Origin of the sequence: Dietzia sp. CW19 (assembly GCF_014145265.1) — a bacterium.
GTDB classification, from domain to species: Bacteria; Actinomycetota; Actinomycetes; order Mycobacteriales; family Mycobacteriaceae; genus Dietzia; species Dietzia natronolimnaea.
On sequence record NZ_JAALEE010000459.1, the window covers coordinates 662 to 4,776 of the forward strand.

Below are 4,115 nucleotides of genomic sequence, written 5' to 3' on the forward strand. Positions count from 1 at the left end.
GGCTCCCCGGTGCCCTCACCGCTCCGGACGGGACCATGGTGGAGCTCCCCGTCGGCGACTACGCGAGCGTCCCTCTGCCGGGGGGCGGGATCGCACGTCGGATGCCGTGGCCGTTGGCGGGCTCGGTCGATCTCCTCGTCCCCCGGGCCGGGCTGACCGGATGGTTCGACGCGGCGGTCCGGGCCGGCGCCCGTCCGGCGGGCTCGTGGGCGTTCGAGGCCCTCCGCGCGGTGGAGACGGACCCGCTCCGGGCGCGACTCGGCGTGGACACCGACGAGAAGACCATCCCCCACGAGATCCCCACGTGGATCGGCGAGGTGGCGCAGCGCGGCGCGGTCCACCTGGACAAGGGGTGCTACCGTGGCCAGGAGACGGTCTCCCGCGTCCACAACCTCGGCAAGTCCCCCCGGGTCCTCGTGCGTCTGCACCTGGACGGCTCCGGCGGCGACCAGTCGCTCTCCCCCGGCGCCGAGGTCCTCGCCGGTGGCCGCACCGTGGGGCGCGTGGGGACCGTCGTCCAGCACCACGAGTACGGCCCGGTGGCGCTCGCCCTGCTCAAGCGGTCGGTGCCGTCCGACACCGTTCTCGAGGTGGACGGGGTCTCCGCCGCCATCGATCCCGACTCCGTCCCGCACGACTCCGGCCCGCAGGCCGGACGTGAGGCGATCCGCAGGCTGCGCGGCCAGGCGTAGGAGCCCGAGGTGGCCCCCACGACACCCGGGCGGACATTCCGCGCCGGGCACGCTATCCTGTGGACAGGCAGATACTCACATTGATGGGCACCCCCGAGGTGGCCCAGCACCGTTTCCGAGGGGGTCAGGTCAATGGGCCGAGGCCGCGCGAAGGCGAAGCAGACCAAGGTCGCTCGCGAACTCAAGTACAACACTCCGCAGACGGACCTAGAACGTCTCCAGGCGGAGTTGGCCGGTGGTGGCGCGCCCACCACACGCCTCAGCACCGATCGGCCCGGTGCCGAGGAGGACGACGACCCGTACGGGTCGTGGTCCGACGGCGACAGCAGGTTCTGACCGCACTCCCCGACCGCCGCCTACACGTGGGCCGGGCATCCAGCGAGGATGCCCGGCCCACGTTCGTGTGGCGGGGTGCGCCGCCCGGCTAGAAGCGGGCGTGTGATCCCTCGAGGACGACGCGCGGTCCGTCCGCGGCGACCTCCCCGGCCTTGTCCACGTGTCCGATCACCCAGTTGTCCACGTGCCGGGCGGTGAGCACCGCCTGCGCGCGGTCCACGTCCTCGGCCGGGAGCACGGCGATCATCCCGACCCCCATGTTGAACGTCCGCTCCATCTCGGCCTGCTCGACACGGCCGTGGTGGGCGATCGTGCCGAACACGGCGGGCACGGGCCAGCGGCCACGGTCGAGACGCGCGACCAGTCCGCGCGGCATGACCCGCGCGAGATTCTCCGCCAGGCCTCCACCGGTGACGTGGCTGAACACCCGGACGTCGGTCTCGGCGATGAGGCTCAGGCAGTCCAGGGCGTAGATGCGGGTGGGCTCGAGGAGTTCCTCACCCAGGGTGCGACCGAACTCCTCTACGTGCCCCTCCAGCGGGAGGCGGGCGAGTTCCAGCAGTACGTGCCGGGCCAGCGAGTACCCGTTGGAATGCAGGCCCGAGGACGCCATCCCCACGATCACGTCGCCGGGGCGGACGTTCTCCGCCTTGAGGACCTCGTCGGACTCGACGATCCCGACCCCGGTGCCCGAGATGTCGTACTCGCCGGGGGCCATCAGTCCCGGGTGCTCGGCGGTCTCGCCGCCCAGCAGCGCGCAACCGGCCCGGACGCAGCCCTCGGCGATCCCCTCGACGATGTCGGCCACGTGTTCCGGCACGACCTTGCCGATCGCGATGTAGTCCTGGAGGAACAGCGGCTCGGCCCCGCACACCACCAGGTCGTCCACCACCATGGCCACGAGGTCGATGCCCACCGTGTTGTGGACGTCCATGGCCTGCGCCACCGCGATCTTGGTCCCGACGCCGTCCGTCGACGAGGCCAGGAGCGGTTGACGGTAGGAGTTCTTCAGGGAGAACAGCCCGGCGAAGCCCCCGAGGCCACCCATCACCTCCGGCCGGGTCGCGCGCTTGGCGTGGGGCGCGAACAGCTCGACGGCGCGCTCGCCGGCGTCGATGTCGACTCCGGCGGCGGCGTACGAGGCGCCGCTCGCGGGGTGGGGGTTCTCGGTCATCTTCGGTTCTCCTCATCGGCGCCCGTGGTCGGGCGCCCGGTCAGGGTCGGCGGACGGCGTCCGCGTTGTCGTGCAGGACCAGGTGCCGATCGGGTATCTCACCGTCGACCTGGGCGGCCAGTGCCAGGACGGCCGCGCTCATCGGCGAGTCGTCCGGGAGCGGGATGGGGTAGTGGCCGTCGAAGCACGCGGCGCACAACTCGTCCCGCGGCTGCCCGGTGGCCGAGATCATCCCGTCCACCGAGATGTACCCGAGGGTGTCCGCCCCGATCGCCCTGCGGACGCCCTCGAGCATCCCGTCGGTGGCGTCGACCCCGTTGGCGATCAGTTCGGCGGGGCTGGCGAAGTCGATGCCGTAGAAGCACGGCCAGCGGACCGGCGGGGAGGCGATACGGACGTGGACCTCGAGGGCGCCGGCCTCCCGCAGCATCCGGATCAGGGCCCGTTGGGTGTTGCCGCGGACGATCGAGTCGTCCACCACCACCAGCTTCTTCCCCTGGATGACCTCGCGCAGCGGGTTGAGCTTGAGCCGGATGCCGAGCTGCCGGATCGTCTGGCTGGGCTGGATGAACGTACGGCCGACGTAGGCGTTCTTGGTCAACCCCTGGGCGAAGGGGATCCCGGACCCCTGGGCGTAGCCCACGGCGGCCGGTGTCCCCGATTCCGGCACCGGGATCACCAGGTCCCCCTCGACGGGGTGCTCGACCGCCAGTTTGCGGCCGATCTCCACGCGGGCGGAGTTGACCAGCCGCTGGTTGATCACCGAGTCGGGACGCGCCAGGTACACGTACTCGAAGACGCACGCCTTGGGGGTGGGCTCGGAGAGCTTGCGCGACCGGACGCCGTCGGCGTCGATGGCGATCAGCTCACCGGGCTCGATGTCGCGGACGAACGACGCCCCGACGATGTCCAGGGCCGACGTCTCGGACGAGACCACCCAGCCCCTCTCGAGCCGTCCGAGCGCGAGCGGGCGCACCCCGTGCGGATCCCTGGCGGCGTACAGCGTGTTCTCGTCGGAGAACGTCAGGCAGTAGGCGCCGCGCAGGCGCGGCAGCAGGCGGGCCGCCGCCTCCTCGAGGCCCCCGTCACCCGCCTCGTGGGCGAGGAGGGTGGAGACGATGTCCGAGTCCGAGTGGGTGCTGTTCTCGGTGTAACCCCGGATGCCGATCGTGGTGGCGTAGCGCTTGAGTTCCTGCGTGTTGACCAGGTTGCCGTTGTGCCCCAGCACCACGGACCCCCCGCCGGTGGTGGGCCTGAACATGGGCTGCGCGTTGTCCCAGGACGCGGCGCCGGTCGTGGAGTACCGGCAGTGGCCGATCGCCACGTGTCCGCTCATCGACTCGAGGGTCTTCTCGTCGAAGACCTGGCTCACCAGTCCGAGATCCTTGTAGACGAGCACCTGCTCGCCGTCCGCGACGGCGATGCCGGCGGCCTCCTGGCCGCGGTGCTGCAGCGCGTACAGGCCGTAGTAGGTGAGCTTGGCGACGTCCTCGCCGGGAGCCCAGACACCGAAGACACCGCACTCCTCGACCGGACCGATGCGCTCGGTGTCGATCGGCAGGCCGGTCGGGCCGGGAACGGACGGGTCGGGCAGACCCAGACCGACGGCGGCGCGGCCACTGGTGCGGCGGAGTGATCCGGACGGGGCCGGACGTGACGACGTGCTCTCCACCTGGTGGTGCTCCCTCATGTTTCGGGGCGGTCCGCCCGGACGGACCCCGGCGGTGCTGTTCGAGTGTACGTTCCCCGACCCCCGTGACCCCAGTCCCGTGTCCCCGTCCCGCGGGTGGGGCCCCTTCTCATGCGCAGGTCGTCCGGACCCGCCCGGGTCGCCGAACGCTCAGCCGGGACGCACCACCGGCAGCCCCGCCGCGACCTCGTCGGCCCGGGTCCCCGACGCCCGGACCCGCCCC

General features: G+C 71.8%; 3 protein-coding genes and 1 pseudogene. 2 read left to right on the top strand and 2 right to left on the bottom strand.

What is annotated here, in order from left to right:
* Both G6021_RS17415 and G6021_RS13215 read left to right on the top strand, forming a co-directional pair.
* Positions 1-692 (top strand): annotated as a pseudogene (locus G6021_RS17415) (folate-binding protein); the annotation flags it as partial.
* 132 nt (positions 693-824) lie between these two features.
* Positions 825-1,028, top strand: a complete 204-nt coding sequence (locus G6021_RS13215) for a DUF3073 domain-containing protein (protein ID WP_179524615.1) — start codon at positions 825-827, stop codon at positions 1,026-1,028.
* A gap of 88 nt (positions 1,029-1,116) precedes the next feature.
* Here G6021_RS13215 and purM read toward each other — a convergent pair whose 3' ends face one another.
* The gene (purM, locus tag G6021_RS13220; protein ID WP_179524614.1) at positions 1,117-2,202 is read right to left on the bottom strand and encodes a phosphoribosylformylglycinamidine cyclo-ligase; all 1,086 of its coding nucleotides are present in this window, start codon (positions 2,200-2,202) and stop codon (positions 1,117-1,119) included.
* Positions 2,203-2,242: 40 nt separating this feature from the next.
* Entirely contained in the window at positions 2,243-3,892 is a 1,650-nt protein-coding gene (gene purF, locus G6021_RS13225; RefSeq protein WP_182616724.1) for an amidophosphoribosyltransferase, read from the bottom strand.
* Positions 3,893-4,115 lie beyond the last annotated feature (223 nt).

Bases quoted from the DNA above. Each gene is read 5' to 3' on its own strand.
- G6021_RS13215 (WP_179524615.1), top strand. From the start codon at position 825: ATGGGCCGAGGCCGCGCGAAGGCGAAGCAGACCAAGGTCGCTCGCGAA.
- purM (WP_179524614.1), bottom strand. From the start codon at position 2,202: ATGACCGAGAACCCCCACCCCGCGAGCGGCGCCTCGTACGCCGCCGCC.
- purF (WP_182616724.1), bottom strand. From the start codon at position 3,892: ATGAGGGAGCACCACCAGGTGGAGAGCACGTCGTCACGTCCGGCCCCG.